The organism is Polaribacter vadi (assembly GCF_018861005.1).
Taxonomy (GTDB): Bacteria; Bacteroidota; Bacteroidia; order Flavobacteriales; family Flavobacteriaceae; genus Polaribacter; species Polaribacter vadi_A.
In genome coordinates this window covers 58,049-72,243 of sequence record NZ_JAHKQL010000006.1, presented here as the reverse complement: position 1 = coordinate 72,243, position 14,195 = coordinate 58,049, and the positions used below count along the sequence as shown (strand labels likewise).

Here is a 14,195-nt window from a genome sequence, read left to right as displayed (position 1 = left end):
TTTTTTATGTCTAATAATTTAATTCCTATCCATTCATAGAAATTAGAAATTCATCATTATTCTTAGAGAATTTAATTCTATCATTAATAAATTCCATTGCTTCTATAGGGTTCATATCAGCAAGATATTTACGTAAAACCCACATTCTTTGTACAGTTTTGGCATCTAGCAATAAATCGTCTCTTCTTGTAGAAGATTTAATTAAATCAATAGCAGGGTAAATTCTTCTATTAGAAATATTTCTATCTAACTGAAGTTCCATATTACCTGTACCTTTAAATTCTTCGAAAATTACTTCGTCCATTTTAGAGCCAGTTTCAGTAAGTGCAGTAGCAATAATTGTTAAAGAACCACCACCTTCAATATTTCTTGCAGCACCAAAAAAACGTTTTGGTTTGTGTAGAGCATTAGCATCTATACCACCAGAAAGTATTTTTCCAGATGCAGGAGCAACAGTATTGTAAGCTCTAGCTAAACGTGTAATAGAATCTAAAAGAATAACTACATCATGCCCACATTCTACTAAACGTTTTGCTTTTTCTAAAACAATGTTTGCAACTCTTACGTGTTTGTCTGCAGGTTCATCAAAAGTAGAAGCTACAACTTCTCCACGAACACTTCTTTGCATATCTGTAACCTCTTCTGGGCGTTCATCAATCAATAATACAATTTGATAAACTTCTGGATGATTTTTAGCAATTGCATTAGCAACGTCTTTTAAAAGCATTGTTTTACCCGTTTTTGGTTGGGCAACAATCATACCTCTTTGTCCTTTTCCAATAGGCGAAAATAAATCTATAATTCTTGTAGATAAAGAACTACCTTTTTCTGCTAAATTGAATTTTTCTTGAGGAAATAAAGGTGTTAAATGTTCAAAAGAAACACGGTCTCTAACAATGTTAGGGTTTAATCCGTTAATTTTTGATACTCTAATTAATGGGAAATATTTTTCACCTTCTTTTGGTGGGCGAACATTACCTCTTACTGTGTCTCCAGTTTTTAAACCAAATAATTTAATTTGAGATTGAGATACATAAATATCATCAGGTGATGATAAATAGTTATAATCTGAAGAACGTAAAAAACCATAACCATCAGGCATCATTTCTAAAACACCTTCACTCTCTATAATTCCATCAAATTCAAAATCTGGGTCTCTGTATCTATTGCCAGATTTATGTCTGTTAGAATTATTTTTAGCGTTGTTTTGGTTATTATTCTTGTTTTTATTATTCTGTTGATTGTTGTTTCTTGGCTGGTTTTTAGCAGCTCTTGGTGGGTTGTTATGCGCAGGTTTTTGTTCTTTTGTTTCTTTAACTTCTGGCTTTTTTACAACTTCAGTTTTATTCTCTTTAGAAACCTCTTTTTTAACAGTTCGTTTAACTGGTGTTTTCTTTTCTTGAACAGCAGGAGCTTTAACTTCAGCTTTTTCTTCAACAACAGGTTTTTGGGCTGCAACTGCAGGCGCTTTTTTTACAACTCTTTTCCTTTTAGGTTTTTCTGTTTTAGGCTTTTCTGCAGCAGGTGTAGTGGTTTTTGCTGAATCTGGATTAGAGGCTTGCGTATCTAAAATTTGATAAACTAGATCTAATTTTTTTAATTGACTCGTTTTTGTAAGCCCAATGGATTTTGCAATTACTTGCAAATCAGCAATAGTTTTTGCTTTTAGTTCAGAAATTTCGAACATTTATGTATTTATTAAGTTATGATAAATCTTAAACTTTTAAGATATTTAAAAATTGTTTACTTGATTTTTTTAATTATTGTATATAGTACTATACAATATTTTGTGTGCGGTTATTATAATAACAAATATAAACTTTTTTTTTAACTTACAACTTTTCTTTTTTTAAAAAAGAAATTCTACTTTTGTTGAGTAATATTATGATATGATACAAAGAATACAATCTATTTATTTATTATTAGCATCTGTTGTTTCTGGAGGCTTAATTTTTGTATTTAATTTATGGAATACAATTAAAGAAAAAATATTTGTTGTAGATTTGTTTTCGAAAGAAGCAATTACTTTAAATGTAATTCCTTTTATGTTCATTTTGTCTGCTATTTTATCAATAGTAACTATTTTTTTATTTAAGAATAGAAAACTACAATTTGTAGTTGGCAGAATTATAATTTTGATAAATCTTTTTTTATTAGGTTTATTGATTTATTTGTCTCTAAATTTATCTGGAGAAACAAATGTTTCTGAGAAAGGTATTGGGATGTTTTTACCAATTTTGGCTATTTTGCTTGTTGTTTTGGCAAATAAAGCTATTAAAAAGGATGAAGATCTCGTGAAATCTGTAGACAGATTGCGATAAAACTAACAAATAGTATATTTAGTGCGAAAAAAACCGAGAAATTTTCTCGGTTTTTTGCATTTTAAAGAAATAATATTTAGTTTATATTTATCAATTCTTAATAAAATGTTGTAAAACATGTTTTAATAAATTACTGATAATTAGTTTATTAAAATATTTTCCTCCCTATTTATAGGGAAAGGACTCCCCATTTATAGGGAGAAGAAAATTTCACCATAAATGGGGATTGTGTAATGCTAAAAACTAGTTTAAATTTGTAAAGTAACAATGAAAAATAAGATATACGTTCATGTAGCTGATGACCATAAAATTGTGATTGATGGTATTATAGCTGTATTAAATACTGATAAAGATATAGAAATAAGAGGATATTCTCTTACAGGTAAAGAAGTAACAACCTGGTTCGAAAATGATCAAAACCAAGCAGATGTTTTAATACTCGATATTACAATGCCTATTTTAGATGGTATAGGAGTTTTAAAGTATTTCAAAAAAAACAGAATCAGACAAAAAGTTATTATTTTATCTAGCTATGATGATATTAAAATTGTTCAAGAAATGTTAAGCCTAGGTTGTAAAGGTTACATTACAAAAAACAATGCAGGAGAACACATCATAGAAGCTATTAAAACTGTAGCAAATGGAGAGCAATATTTTAGTCCTAACATTCAAAGGCAATTATTAAAAACTTTAGCAGGTCAACAAGTTGAAGAAGGTGCTCTACCAGAAAATTTTCTAATAGATACCTTAACAGACAGAGAATTAGATGTATTAAAATTAATTACAAAACAATTCAATACATCAGAAATTGCAGATACTCTTAATTTGGGTATTAGCACAGTAGATACATATAGAAAAAGTTTATTAAGAAAATTAAAAGTAAAAAATGCAGTAGGTCTAGCAATGTATGCAGTAAAAAATAAAATAGTATAAGCCTTCCCCCAATTGGTTTAATTTAATCGTATTTCACCTCTTTAGCTATTTTCATGGTTAATCCCTAAAAGATTTGAAAAAGATTTCCCCAATATTTCTATTTATTGTGTGCATTGTAAAACTTACTTTTTATGAATCCAATAATAAAGTATTATTAAAAACCTTAACCATGAAAAAAATTAGTTTATTAGTATTAATTGCAACAGTAGCATTCGTATTCACATCTTGTTCAAATGAAGAAACTACGCAAGTAGAAAACCAAAACGTTAGCTTATTAAAAACTTTTGAAGTTAAAAGAGATGCTACAGGTGCATATTCTGTTAATTTTGATGTTTCAGACAATACTAAAATTGACAAATTTACAGATCTATCAGAAAATAAAAGCGAATTTCATTTAACATCATCAGATTTATTTACTCAAAAAAGTGTTTCAGAAGAATTGTTAATCGATAATAATAATTTAAAAGTAGGTTTTGTTGATGCAAATACAAATGGTAGAAAATTTATTTCTATTATAGATGATAATATTACTTTTTTAAGTAAATCAGATGATAATATAAAATTATCAAGTTATAGTGTATTGGCAAACGAAGATGGTAGTTATGATTTAGCCTTTAGTGTAAAAAATAATGTAGAAGTATCTTTTGTCTATAATGAAGAGATTGCTACTTATGAGGTGCATTTAGAAGATGGTAAAAGTGGAGATTTAGATTTTACTAGAACTTTAGAGAAAGAAGAGGGTTCTCCTTTAAAAATAGATTTTGTAAATCATATTTCAAATGAAAATGCTAAATCTTCTTCAGAATCTCAAATAAGAAAACCAAGAATTCTTGTAGATACGAATGATTAAGTTAAAAAATTAGGAAAACGATAATTCTCTTTGTCTAACAAGATGTACGCTTGTTTTTAATTATAATTATTTGAAAAAAAAATATCTTATATTAATACTTTTTTTCTTTTCTATGCATCTAATTAATGCTAAAGAGAGAAAAAAATTAAAAATTGGAGAAGTCTTAAAACTTGAGACCTCTTCAGTTTTTTCTATTAAAAAAGATTCTTTATTAATTAAGTCAAAATTTGATAAAATATCTGATTTAAATAAAAATCAAGAATATTTTAAAGCTTTAGAAGAAGCATTAAAACTTTTAGAGGAAAGTAAAAAACTCAAAAGCAACTATTGGATTTTTAAATGTAATTACTTGATTGCAGAAATTTATAGAAAAACCAATAGATTTCAAAAAGCTATAGAATATTTTAATCAATCGTTACTGAAAATACGTTTATCTAAAGTTGATAAAAACTATATTAAATTTTCAGATTTTGATTATTTTAATTCATTATTACAACTTGGTACTTCATACCATGCAATGCATGTTTCTATTAATTTTAATAAAAACCATTCAAAAAAAGATAGTATTAGATTAGCTTACAAAAAGAAAAGTTATATAGATAGTGCAATGGCTATTTATAAGAAAATAGAGAAATTACCTAGTGTTAATCGAGAAGTTGAAGTTTTAAAAGGTACTGCTTTTAATAATATTTCAAATATTTATGAAGAAGATTCATTATTTACAAAAGCAGAATATTATGCATTAAAAGCAATAGAAATTCATAAAAAAAATAAGGATAAACTAAAAATTGCTACATCCTTAAATAAATTGGGAAATATATCTTTATCTCAAAAAAAATATCAAAAAGCAAAAAAAATATATATAGAAGCAATAGAATTAATAAAATATAATAACAATTCAACAGCAATTAGAAGAAAAGCTAATTTGTATTATAATTTGGCTTGGGCAATGCGAAATCTAGAAGAATTTGAGGCGTATGATTTCCAAGAAAAATTTTATGAAATTGAAGAAAATGAAAGGGATAAAGAATTTAGGGGAATTATAGAAGAAATTAGCGCCAAATATGATGTAGATGTAGCAGAAAGTAGAGTTAGGCAAGAAGAAGAAAATAAAAGGTTAAAATCTCAAAAATTTTTTTGGAATGCAGCAATAATAGCTGTCATAGTAATTATTTCTCTAGCTTATTGGCTTGCATTAAATAGTCTTAAACAAAAAAACTTAGCATTAAGTTTATCACAAACAAAGTTAATTCAAGATCAAAATATAGAGAAGCTTAAATCTGAATCTCAAGTAAGGGTTTTAAATGCTACTATAGATGGTAAAGAATCAGAAAGAAAGCAAATAGCAGAAACTTTACACGATAGTGTAAGTGCATTACTGTCATCTGCAAACCTTCATTTACAAGCTACTAGAAAACAGTTTACTAATGTGCCTGTAGAAATTGACAAAACTCAAGAAATAATTTTAGAAGCTTCTCAAAAAATAAGAGATCTTTCTCATACTTTAGTCTCATCAGTTTTATTAAAGTTTGGTCTTACATTTGCAATTAAAGACATTGCAGAAAAATATTCGAATTCAGAATTAAATATCGAAACCGAAATTAATAATGTTGATAGATATCATCAAAATTTCGAAATTAAAGTTTATAATATTATACAAGAATTTGTAAATAATATTCTAAAACACAGTAAAGCAGATAACGCTCTTATTGAATTAGAACAAAAAGCTGAAACATTATTTATTACAATTTCTGATGATGGTATTGGGTTTGATAAAATAAAAATAACATCAAAAGATGGATTAGGTTTAAATCAGATTGATGCTCGAATTCAAATGATGAAAGGTAAGTTTAAGATTGATTCTTCAAAAAACAACGGAACTCAAATATCTGTAGAGTTACCAGTTTTAGAAAAAGAAGAACCTAACCTCGTTTAGCTAATTCAATAATTTCTAAATTTTTTATTTCTCCTTTTTGCAGTTCAAAACGAAGCATAGTTCTAACTTTATGAAAACCGTGATTACCAGCTGCACCAGGATTTAAATGCAATAGGTTTAATTTTTTATCATATTGTACTTTTAAAATATGAGAATGCCCTGCAATAAATATTTTTGGAGGGTTTTTACTGATTTCATCACGAATTCTTAAATTATATTTATTAGGATATCCACCTATATGTGTCATCCAAACAGAAACATTTTCAACGTTAAATTTGTTGTCTAAAAGAAATTCAGCTCTAGCATTTTTATCGTCAATATTACCATAAACAGCACGTAGAGGTTTTAGTTTTTTTATGGTATCTGTAACATCTAAATTGCCAATATCGCCTGCGTGCCAAACTTCATCAGCTTGTTTTACAAACTTTAAAATTTGATCATCAATATAACTATGCGTGTCTGATAATAATAAGATTTTTTTCACATTTCAAAAGTAATCATAACAAAATAAATTATGTAATTTTGGTATCTTCAAAAAAACATTTTCTTGAGATATTTTATAGAACTTTCTTACAATGGAAAAAAATATCATGGTTGGCAAATTCAACCTGATGTAGTTTCTGTACAAGAAAAGTTAAATTATGCTTTAAGTACTATTTTTCAAGAAAAAATAGAAGTTGTTGGTGCTGGAAGAACAGATACAGGTGTGCATGCAACTCAAATGTTTGCACATTTTAATATTGATAAAGATTTAAAAGATAGAATTGTTTTTAAACTGAATTCAATTTTACCAAATGATATTTCTGTACAACAAGTTTTTTTGGTTGATGATGAAAAACATGCAAGATTCGATGCGAGTTCTAGAAGTTATGAATACAAAATTTGGTTAGGCAGAAATCCTTTTTTGTTAGATTTCTCTTGGCAAATTCATTCACAGAAACCAAATGTTAGTTTAATGAATGAAGCAGCTAAATTACTTTTAGAATACACAAATTTTCAAACTTTTTCTAAAGTAAAAACAGAAGTGTACACTTTTAATTGCGATGTTACAGAAGCTTTCTGGCTACAAAAAGGAGATGAATTAACCTTCCATATATCAGCAAACCGTTTTTTAAGAAATATGGTAAGAGCAATTGTAGGTACTTTAGTAGATGTAGGTTTAGGTAAATTGTCTGTAGATGATTTTAGAACAATTATAGAAAGTAGAAATAGAGGTAATGCAGGGTTGTCAGTTCCTGCAAAAGGATTATTTTTAACAAAAATAAAATACTAAGTTTTGGCAGAAAAAACAGGAAATGCTTTTGATATGCAAATTTTTTCGAGACTAATGTCTTTTGCAAAACGCTATCGTTTGTATTTTTTTATTGCATCTTCATCAACCATATTATTAGCGCTATTTTCGGTTTTATCACCTTTGGTTTTAATAAATACAGTTAACGATTATATTTTATCTAACGATAAAGTTGGTTTAAGAAATTATGCCCTATTAATGTTTGGTATTTTATTAGTAGAAGTTTTATTACAATTTACTTTTATCTATTTCGCAAATTGGGTTGGTCAGCACATTATTAGAGATATTAGAGCTAAAATATTTAGACATATTTTACAGTTTAAAATGTCTTATTTTGATAATAATTCTGTGGGTAAATTAGTAACAAGAGTTGTTTCTGATATAGAAACTATTGCTGCTTTTTTTAGTAACGGAGTTTTTACTATTTTAAGTGATATTCTAAAAATGTTAGCAGTAACAGTAGTTATGTTAGTGTTAAACTGGAAACTGGCATTGATTACTTTATCAATTTTACCAATTTTAATTTATGCAACAAAATTATTTCAAGTTGCTATAAAAGCTACTTTTCAAGAAGTAAGAAATCAAGTTGCTAATTTAAACGGATTTGTACAAGAGCGAGTAACAGGAATGAAGATTGTACAACTCTTTAATCGTGAAAAAATAGAATATCAAAATTTTAAAGATATAAATGAGAAGCATAAAAATGCAAACATTAAAACCATTTGGTATTTCTCAATATTTTTTCCAATTGCAGAAATTTTATCATCAATAGGTATAGGATTAATCGTTTGGTTTGGTGGTGGACAAGTTGTGCAAGATTCAGGAATTTCTATTGGTATGATAATGGGTTTTATTCAATTTGCCCAAATGTTATTCAGACCTTTACGTCAAATTGCTGATAAATTCAATCAGTTACAAATGGGTATTGTTGCTGGTGAACGTGTTTTTAAAGTAATAGATACAGATAGCAGTATTGCTAAAAACGGAACAATAAAAGCAACAAATTTAAAAGGAGACATTAATTTAGAAAACGTAAGATTTAGTTACATTAAAGACGAAGAGGTTTTAAAAGGGATTAATTTAGATGTAAAATCGGGACAGACAATTGCAATTGTTGGCGCAACTGGTGCAGGTAAATCCACTATCATTAATTTAATAAATCGTTTTTACGAAATAGATTCTGGAACTATCAAAATAGACAATATTTCTTTGGATGACTATACTTTAGAGAGTTTAAGAAGTCAGGTTGCTATTGTTTTACAAGACGTTTTTTTGTTTTCAGATTCTATTCTAAATAATATCACTTTAAAAGATGAAAACATCACTTTAAAAGAGGTAGAAAAAGCGGCAAAACAAATTGGTATTCACGATTTTATTATGACACTTCCTGGTGGCTATGAATATAATGTAAAAGAAAGAGGAGCAATGTTATCTTCAGGACAAAGACAATTAATTGCATTTTTAAGAGCTTATGTAAGTAAACCTAGTATCTTAATTTTAGACGAAGCCACTTCTTCTGTAGATGCTCACGCAGAACAAATGATTCAATATGCAACAGAAACCATTACAAAAGACAGAACATCTATAGTAATTGCACACAGATTAGCTACCATAAAACAAGCTGATAAAATTATTGTTATGGATAAAGGTTTAATTGTAGAAGAAGGATCTCATCAAGAATTATTAGAAAAAGAAAATGGCTATTATAAAAATCTTTACGACAAACAATTTAGTTTAGATGTCGCTTCTTAATTAGTTTTTTAAGTACTTAAAAACCAAATCTGCTCTAGTAAACGAGTTAAAAAAAGAATTTTTAGAGATAATAAATAAGTTATCATAAATCTATTTTTGTATCACAATTAGTTATTAATTAAAACAAAATAGAAATTATGAAAAAACTTGGATTATCAATATTAATAATGGCAGCCTTAGTAATTACATCTTGTAAAAACGAGACAAAAAAAGATATTAAAGAAGAAACTTCTGAAATTGGAAACGAAATAAACGAAGGTTTAGACGAAGCAGGAAAAGAGTTAAATGAATTTGGAGAAGATGTAAAATCTGCTTTTGATGATATTACAATTCCAGAATTCGATGATGAAGAAGCAGAGGCAAATTTAAGATCTTATGCAGCATACGTAAAATCGCAAATGGATAAAGGTGCAGAGAACATAAAAAACTCTGAGTTTGCAAAAGAAACTAACGAGTTTGCTGATAAAAGTGAGAAATTTATGGAAAACTTAGGTGCTGAAGCAAAAGAATCTTATAGAGCAACAATGGCAAAAATTAACGAAAAAGTTAAAGAAATTGAGGATGATATTGAAGATTAATTTATATCATTTTTAAAATATAAAAAAGTAAAGGCTCTCTAATTTAGGGAGCTTTTTTTATTTTAAATACTGTCTTTTTTAATCTTTTCTATTAATTCGTCTTGAGTAGTGTACAAAACAAATTCACCATCTTTTATGTAAGAAATTTCGCCAGTTTCTTCAGATACTAATAAGCAAATTGCATCAGTTTTTTCACTAACACCAATAGCAGCTCTGTGCCTTAAACCAAATCTTGCAGGTATTTTTGTGCTATCAGAAATAGGTAAAACAACTCTAGTTGCTACTACATAATTATCCCTAATAATTGTTGCACCATCATGTAAAGGGCTATTTTTAAAAAATATACTTTCTAAAATAACCTCATTTACTAAGGCATTCATTTGGTCTCCAGTATTAATTAAAAAATCTAAACTATTGGTACGTTCAATAACAATTAAAGCACCAGTTTTATTTTTAGACATATTATTACAAGCTTTTACTATTTTTTCAGCTTCAATTTCAGAGCCAATTTCAGTCTGTAAAAACTTTAACTGCTTTAAAAAACTTCTTTTGTTAGAAAAGTTTGTAGTACCTATCATCAACAAAAACTTTCTAATTTCTTGCTGAAAAACAATAATTAATGCAATAACACCACCAGAAAGTAAATAGCCTAAAATACCACTTAACATTTCCATTTTTAAAGCTTGTGTAATTTTCCATATTAAGAAAATAAGAGCAATACCAATAAAAATGTTAATGGCTACAGTACCTTTTAGTAATTTATAAATATAGTAGAGCAATGTTGCAACTAGCAAAACATCTAACACATCTAAAATAGAAAATTCAATAAAATCTAACACGCAATAGATTGATTTTAGGTAAAAGTACTAATAAATTCTCTGAGTACCATATCAGTTTTTTATATCTGCATCAGATAATAATAGCGGGTATTTTTCACGAATTAATTTTATTTTTACTTCTAGAGATTTATCTAGATGATTTGTTTTTTTATAATCTTCTAGTAAGCTTACATAATTTTTACCATACATTTTTACGGACAATTTATTTCTTAAATGTGTATAAGCTGAGTTCAAGTTATCTAGTGTTAAAATATAAGTTTCATAATTTGTGTTTCTATCTGTTTTTACTGATATAAATGCTTTTGTTGGATGATCTGAAGAAGTTGTTAATTGATTTCCATTACACCAATCACAGGGCTTGTTTTGGTTATCTAAACCACCACCATTATCTATAAAGTCGATAGCAATTTGTTTTAAAGTTGTAGGAGATACAATTTCCCCCTCAACAAAAATTTCGTTTTTAAGGTTGATGTTTACCTCTAAAATGTTCTTGTCTTTAATGGTTAAAGATGCTGCTGATGGATCTTTCTTCGGAATTTTTCGATTAATTCCTGCATCTACATTCATAGTTGTAGTAACTAAAAAGAAGATTAATAATAAAAATGCGATGTCTGCCATAGACCCTGCATTAATTTCTGGAGATTCTTTTCTACTCATAATACCTAGTTTTTAAAAGTTAATAAATTGGTTTTTTACCTCTTGATAAAATCCAAGAAGCTTATTAAAGTTTAGGTAAGTTGAGTTGATTGCGTTAACATTTCTTTAACAAAAAGAATGCCAAAAAACCAAGTAGAAAAATTTTATTCGATAATTAAATGAGGAACATTATCTAAATTCCAGTCAATTACTAATCCACCAGCTAAAGATTGGGCAATTTCTTTGCCATATAAAAATTCACATAAATACAATGCAGCTTCAAAAGATTTTGCACCACCTGCAGAAGTAATGTATTTATGATCGTGTACAAATAAAACCTCTTTTCTAATATCTAAATCAGGAAACATAGTTCTCATTTTATCAATATCCGAAGGAAAAGTTGTAGAAACTTTATTGTTCAATAATCCAGCTTTCGCTAAAACAAAAGCACCATCACAATGAGAAGTTACATATATTGCTTCTTTGTCAACTTGTTTTACAAAATTAATTAAAGCTTCATTTTCTAAGTCAGAATCTAAATGATGTTCTGCAGAAGGAACAACTAAAATGTCAATTTTTGGCAACGAATCTTTAAGATAATTAAAATCAGGTAACATTCTAATTCCTTCGAAAGTAGTAATAGGTTTATCAGTATTTGCAACTGTAAACACATTCATTGCTTTTATGTTTTCTCTGTAAATGGTGTGCTGAAAAATATCGAAAGGAGCCGTTAATTCTGTATTAAAAGTTCCATCCATTACTAAAAAAGCGACATTGTATCTACCTTTTACTAACTCAGGAAATTCTTTTTTTGATTGGTAAGTTTTATCAGTTTTGTGATTAGAACAACTAAAAAGTATAAATGTTAAAAGTAATAAAACAGTATTTTTCATAAGGATGTATTTCAAAAAGCACAATATAAAACATTACAAAAACTTTCTTAATAGAAACTTTTTGTAATTTAATATGAATTACAATTCTATCAATAAGTAATAAAAGTGTGGATTAGTTCAACTTTTTTAACAGTAATTTTAAGAAATAATTATGATTTATCTAAATCTCTTAGCACCCTTATCAGATTTTTTTAATTTAAGTTTTTGTAAGTTTATGACAACAAATCAAACACCATTATGAAAACAAAATTTATTGTATTTTTAGTAAGTATTTTTATATTCATTTCCTGTAATTCATCCGAAGAAAAAGAAGTGAAAAAAGATACTTTTGTAGTAGATAATTACACAAAAAAAGAAGTGAATATAGAAATGAGAGATGGTAAAAATCTCCATACTACAATTTATTCTCCTAAAGATACTTCTAAAAAATATCCTATTTTAATGCAAAGAACACCTTACAGTTCTGCTCCTTATGGAGAAGGAAAAATGAAATCTAAAATTGGCCCAAATGTTCATTTAATGAAAGAGGGTAATATTGTGGTTTATCAAGATGTTAGAGGTAGATGGATGAGCGAAGGTGTTTACGATAATATGCGCGCTTACAAACCAAATAAAAAAGAAAATGAATCTGATGAGGTTTCTGATACTTATGACACGATTGATTGGTTAGTGAAAAACGTAGAAAATAATAATGGAAATGTTGGTACTTGGGGTATATCTTATCCTGGTCATTATGCAACAGTTTCTGCAATAGAAGCACATCCTGCATTAAAAGCTGCATCTCCACAAGCTTGTATTGGCGATTTTTTCTTTGATGATTTTCATCATAATGGAGCATTTTTGCTAAGTTATTTTAGAGCAATTTCTCTTTTTGGTACTTATAAAGATGCACCAACAGATACTTCTTGGTATTCTTTTCCAAAGATGAATTCTCAAGATCAATATCAATTTTTCTTAGACAAAGGTCCTTTAAAAAACTTGAATGAATATTTTCAATATGATAAATTAGACGTAAATTCAACAGCTTCTAAAGATAGAATTGATGATTTTTTCTGGAAAGAAATTGTAGAACATCCAAATTATGATGAGAATTGGCAAAGTAAAGGAATTATTCAGCATATGGATAAAGTGCCAAGCACAGTAGCAACTATGATTGTTGGTGGTTGGTTTGATGCTGAAGATTTATACGGACCTTTAGAAACTTATAAAGGAATAGAAAAAAACGGAGAAGAAAATTACAATACAATGGTTTTTGGTCCTTGGGATCATGGAAAATGGGCTAGAAATACTGTGAAAAATACGGTTGGTAATTATTATTTTGGCGATTCTATTTCCTTAAAATTTCAATCAGAAATAGAAACAAAATTCTTTAACCATTTCTTAAAAGGTAAAGGGGATAAAAATTCAGGTTTACCAGAAGCTTATGTTTTTGATTCAGGTAAAAAAGAATGGAAATCTTATGATTCTTGGCCGCCAAAAAATGTTGAGAAACAATCTTTTTTCTTAAATAGAAATCAAAGTTTAGCTAAAAAGCATGATGGTAAACTTACAAAAGAAATAAAGTTTATTAGTGATATCAAACACCCTGTGCCTTATTCTGAGGATATTAAAACCGTTTTTACACCTAGAAAATACATGACAGACGATCAACGTTTTGCAGCAAGAAGGCCAGATGTTTTAGTTTTTGAAACGGATATTTTAGACGAAGACTTTACATTAGCTGGTGATATTTTAGCAAAGTTGAAAGTTGCAACAACTGGAACTGCAGCAGATTGGGTTGTAAAGGTTATTGATGTTCATCCAACAGATACAAAAGAAGATAATGAAGCCTTACAAGATCATTTAAAAATGAGTAATTATCATTTAATGGTTAGGAGTGAAGTTTTAAGAGGACGTTTTAGAAATAGTTTTGCAAAACCAGAACCTTTTAAACCCAACAAAAAAACGGATGTAAATATTAAATTGCAAGATGTTTTTCATACGTTTAAAAAAGGACACAAATTACAGATTCAAGTGCAAAGTACTTGGTTTCCTTTAATCGATTTAAATCCGCAGACTTATGTAGATAATATTTATAAAGCAGATGAGGCCGACTTTAAAACTCAAACTCACACTGTTTTTACAGATTCTAGTATAGAGTTTTCTGTCTTAAAATAACACAAAGTA

13 protein-coding genes are annotated in these 14,195 nt (G+C 27.9%); 8 read left to right on the top strand and 5 right to left on the bottom strand.

Going from position 1 to position 14,195, the window contains the following annotated elements; genetic code table 11:
* Positions 1 to 25 precede the first annotated feature (25 nt).
* Positions 26 to 1,687: a transcription termination factor Rho gene (gene rho, locus KO506_RS05145; protein ID WP_215993826.1), complete on the bottom strand. Its 1,662-nt coding sequence runs from the start codon at positions 1,685 to 1,687 to the stop codon at positions 26 to 28.
* Between the two features lie 202 nt (positions 1,688 to 1,889).
* Between rho and KO506_RS05140 the strand changes: the two genes are divergently transcribed.
* The 4 genes from KO506_RS05140 to KO506_RS05125 all read left to right on the top strand — a co-directional run bounded on the left by KO506_RS05140 (position 1,890) and on the right by KO506_RS05125 (position 6,040).
* The gene (locus KO506_RS05140; RefSeq protein WP_215993825.1) at positions 1,890 to 2,321 is read left to right on the top strand and encodes a DUF4293 domain-containing protein; all 432 of its coding nucleotides are present in this window, start codon (positions 1,890 to 1,892) and stop codon (positions 2,319 to 2,321) included.
* Positions 2,322 to 2,588: 267 nt separating this feature from the next.
* Positions 2,589 to 3,254, top strand: a complete 666-nt coding sequence (locus KO506_RS05135) for a response regulator (RefSeq protein ID WP_215993824.1) — start codon at positions 2,589 to 2,591, stop codon at positions 3,252 to 3,254.
* A 169-nt stretch (positions 3,255 to 3,423) separates the two neighbouring features.
* Positions 3,424 to 4,104, top strand: a complete 681-nt coding sequence (locus KO506_RS05130) for a hypothetical protein (protein WP_215993823.1) — start codon at positions 3,424 to 3,426, stop codon at positions 4,102 to 4,104.
* Positions 4,105 to 4,216: 112 nt separating this feature from the next.
* Complete coding sequence (locus tag KO506_RS05125) at positions 4,217 to 6,040, top strand: tetratricopeptide repeat-containing sensor histidine kinase (RefSeq protein ID WP_215993822.1); 1,824 nt, start codon at positions 4,217 to 4,219, stop codon at positions 6,038 to 6,040.
* Here the strand turns inward: KO506_RS05125 and KO506_RS05120 are convergent.
* The gene (locus KO506_RS05120) at positions 6,027 to 6,524 is read right to left on the bottom strand and encodes a metallophosphoesterase family protein (protein ID WP_215993821.1); all 498 of its coding nucleotides are present in this window, start codon (positions 6,522 to 6,524) and stop codon (positions 6,027 to 6,029) included. The genes KO506_RS05125 and KO506_RS05120 overlap by 14 nt on opposite strands.
* A 63-nt stretch (positions 6,525 to 6,587) precedes the next feature.
* On the opposite strand from KO506_RS05120, the gene truA reads away from it, so the two are divergent.
* From truA to KO506_RS05105, 3 genes are all read left to right on the top strand, one after another.
* Positions 6,588 to 7,313, top strand: a complete 726-nt coding sequence (gene truA / locus KO506_RS05115; protein WP_215993820.1) for a tRNA pseudouridine(38-40) synthase TruA — start codon at positions 6,588 to 6,590, stop codon at positions 7,311 to 7,313.
* 3 nt (positions 7,314 to 7,316) lie between these two features.
* On the top strand, positions 7,317 to 9,083 hold the full coding sequence (locus KO506_RS05110) for an ABC transporter ATP-binding protein (protein ID WP_215993819.1): 1,767 nt from the start codon (positions 7,317 to 7,319) through the stop codon (positions 9,081 to 9,083).
* A 137-nt stretch (positions 9,084 to 9,220) separates the two neighbouring features.
* The gene (locus KO506_RS05105) at positions 9,221 to 9,661 is read left to right on the top strand and encodes a hypothetical protein (protein ID WP_215993818.1); all 441 of its coding nucleotides are present in this window, start codon (positions 9,221 to 9,223) and stop codon (positions 9,659 to 9,661) included.
* A 62-nt stretch (positions 9,662 to 9,723) separates the two neighbouring features.
* Here the strand turns inward: KO506_RS05105 and cdaA are convergent, their stop codons facing one another.
* From cdaA to KO506_RS05090, 3 genes are all read right to left on the bottom strand, one after another.
* Positions 9,724 to 10,500, bottom strand: a complete 777-nt coding sequence (cdaA, locus tag KO506_RS05100) for a diadenylate cyclase CdaA (protein ID WP_215993817.1) — start codon at positions 10,498 to 10,500, stop codon at positions 9,724 to 9,726.
* A 51-nt stretch (positions 10,501 to 10,551) separates the two neighbouring features.
* Positions 10,552 to 11,157: an ExbD/TolR family protein gene (locus KO506_RS05095; protein ID WP_215993816.1), complete on the bottom strand. Its 606-nt coding sequence runs from the start codon at positions 11,155 to 11,157 to the stop codon at positions 10,552 to 10,554.
* Positions 11,158 to 11,300: 143 nt separating this feature from the next.
* Positions 11,301 to 12,029, bottom strand: coding sequence for a DJ-1/PfpI family protein (locus KO506_RS05090; RefSeq protein WP_215993815.1), 729 nt, complete (start codon positions 12,027 to 12,029; stop codon positions 11,301 to 11,303).
* Positions 12,030 to 12,266: 237 nt separating this feature from the next.
* On the opposite strand from KO506_RS05090, the gene KO506_RS05085 reads away from it, so the two are divergent.
* Positions 12,267 to 14,186 (top strand): CocE/NonD family hydrolase, encoded by a 1,920-nt coding sequence (locus tag KO506_RS05085; RefSeq protein WP_215993814.1) that lies wholly within the window; start codon positions 12,267 to 12,269, stop codon positions 14,184 to 14,186.
* Positions 14,187 to 14,195: the final 9 nt, after the last annotated feature.

Coding starts and splice junctions, on each gene's coding strand:
- rho (WP_215993826.1), bottom strand. CDS start 1,687: ATGTTCGAAATTTCTGAACTAAAAGCAAAAACTATTGCTGATTTGCAA.
- KO506_RS05140 (WP_215993825.1), top strand. CDS start 1,890: ATGATACAAAGAATACAATCTATTTATTTATTATTAGCATCTGTTGTT.
- KO506_RS05135 (WP_215993824.1), top strand. CDS start 2,589: ATGAAAAATAAGATATACGTTCATGTAGCTGATGACCATAAAATTGTG.
- KO506_RS05130 (WP_215993823.1), top strand. CDS start 3,424: ATGAAAAAAATTAGTTTATTAGTATTAATTGCAACAGTAGCATTCGTA.
- KO506_RS05125 (WP_215993822.1), top strand. CDS start 4,217: ATGCATCTAATTAATGCTAAAGAGAGAAAAAAATTAAAAATTGGAGAA.
- KO506_RS05105 (WP_215993818.1), top strand. CDS start 9,221: ATGAAAAAACTTGGATTATCAATATTAATAATGGCAGCCTTAGTAATT.
- KO506_RS05095 (WP_215993816.1), bottom strand. CDS start 11,157: ATGAGTAGAAAAGAATCTCCAGAAATTAATGCAGGGTCTATGGCAGAC.
- KO506_RS05090 (WP_215993815.1), bottom strand. CDS start 12,029: ATGAAAAATACTGTTTTATTACTTTTAACATTTATACTTTTTAGTTGT.
- KO506_RS05085 (WP_215993814.1), top strand. CDS start 12,267: ATGAAAACAAAATTTATTGTATTTTTAGTAAGTATTTTTATATTCATT.